The 1,703-nt window shown below is 39.8% G+C and carries 1 protein-coding gene; it reads left to right on the top strand.

What is annotated here, in order from left to right:
• The first annotated feature begins 268 nt into the window (after window positions 1-268).
• Window positions 269-1,591 (top strand): DNA internalization-related competence protein ComEC/Rec2, encoded by a 1,323-nt coding sequence (locus CDZ78_RS00460; protein WP_280175529.1) that lies wholly within the window; start codon window positions 269-271, stop codon window positions 1,589-1,591.
• Window positions 1,592-1,703: the final 112 nt, after the last annotated feature.

Raw genomic sequence — 1,703 nt, 5'->3', positions numbered from 1 at the left:
AAGCGAAGTGAAGATTTTTAGTCCGTGATAGCGATAGGGCCGGGTGTTTTCTCGAAGCGTCTTTTTGCGTAGATAAAATACAAGGCATTCCGACATCGCGTCAAGCCATTTGAGGTAACTAAATAAAAACCCCTCTAGGGTTTTTATAAGTGGACGCAGGGCGAATCAGGGCATCGCAGATTTTAATCAGTCCCGTTAAGCTTTTGCCGCGAACTTGGGCTTGGACGCCCAAAATGAGCTTTCGCAAAAGTAGGGACTCCCCGCAAATATTTTTGCTCTGGCATTATTAGCCGTGCTAATAGTCGATCCTATGGCTGTACTGTCGGCAGGTTTTTATTTATCATTTCTTGCAGTTTTTTGTATTGTATACGTTTTATCAGCTCGTTTAGGCCGGGAGCGCCGTTTATTCAGTAGCCTCAAGGTACACGGAGTTGTGGCACTGAGCTTGTCGCCGGTATTACTGTTCTTTTTTCAGCATGTGTCAATTATTGCGCCTATTGCAAATATAATTGCTGTGCCAGTGGTCAGTTTCTTTGTAGTACCTTTGTCTTTAATAGCGCTTGGTTTATTATTGGTAGTTCCAGAAATAGCAGTCTTGTTATTACAGCTTATTGATTATGTCCTACAAAACTTATGGCTGGTATTACAGTATTTAGTCGATTTACCCATGGCAAGTATTGTCCGCCCTAAACCACAGCTTTGGCAAATGCTAATAGCAATGCTAGGGATATTGTTGTTATTGGCACCTAGAGGGATACCCGGACGTTTATTGGGAATAATCTTGTTATTACCGGTATTTTTAGTCAAGTCAGATAAACCAAAATTAGATGAAATATACTTCACGCTTCTAGATGTAGGGCAAGGCTTGGAGGTGGTAGTTGAAACAGCTAAACACTCTTTGGTATTTGATACCGGAGCCAGATTTTCTGAAAAATTTGATATGGGCAAGAATGTCATTTTGCCTTTTTTACATTATCGACATATTACAGCTCTGGATAAATTAATTATTAGTCATGCTGATAATGATCATATCGGTGGAGCTAAGGCGGTATTAAATTCAATTCCAACAGCACAGGTGTTAAGCAGTGCCCCTCTTCAATTAGCTGCTTATAATGCTACTCAATGTTATGCTGGGTATAGCTGGGAATGGGATCAGGTTCGCTTTCAGTTTTTATCTCCACCTAAACCAATGTTTCAAAATGAAAATAATAATTCCTGTGTTTTGCGTATAAGCACGTCAGAAAGTAGTATTCTGTTGACTGGTGATATTGAACGAGCCGCAGAAAATTATTTAGTCCAGAATGCCAGTGAGAATTTGCTATCTGATATATTAATTGCTCCGCATCACGGTAGCAAAACTTCATCTAGTATGTCTTTTCTAGCCCAGGTTAACCCTCAGCTTATTTTAATTCCAGCTGATGCTCCCAATCGTTTTGGTTTTCCACATGCTGAAGTCATCGATCGTTATAAAGTCATTTCTGCGCATTACCTTATAACTGGCGAGACGGGAGCAATCAGTATTAAATTGGCAAATACTAAAATTCAATTAAAAAGCTATAGAAATAAGCATAGCCATTACTGGAATAGGTAAATAGAATCTAGAAACTGAAGTTTCCTAGAAATTCATCAAGCGACCATGCGTAACAAAACGGTTACCACCGAATTTACAGGGGAGCTGCTGTATTTGGGGCAAACCCTTTCAA

The organism is Bathymodiolus platifrons methanotrophic gill symbiont, assembly GCF_002189065.1.
GTDB lineage: Bacteria > Pseudomonadota > Gammaproteobacteria > Methylococcales > Methylomonadaceae > Methyloprofundus.
This window is presented reverse-complemented; position numbering and strand designations above follow the sequence as displayed.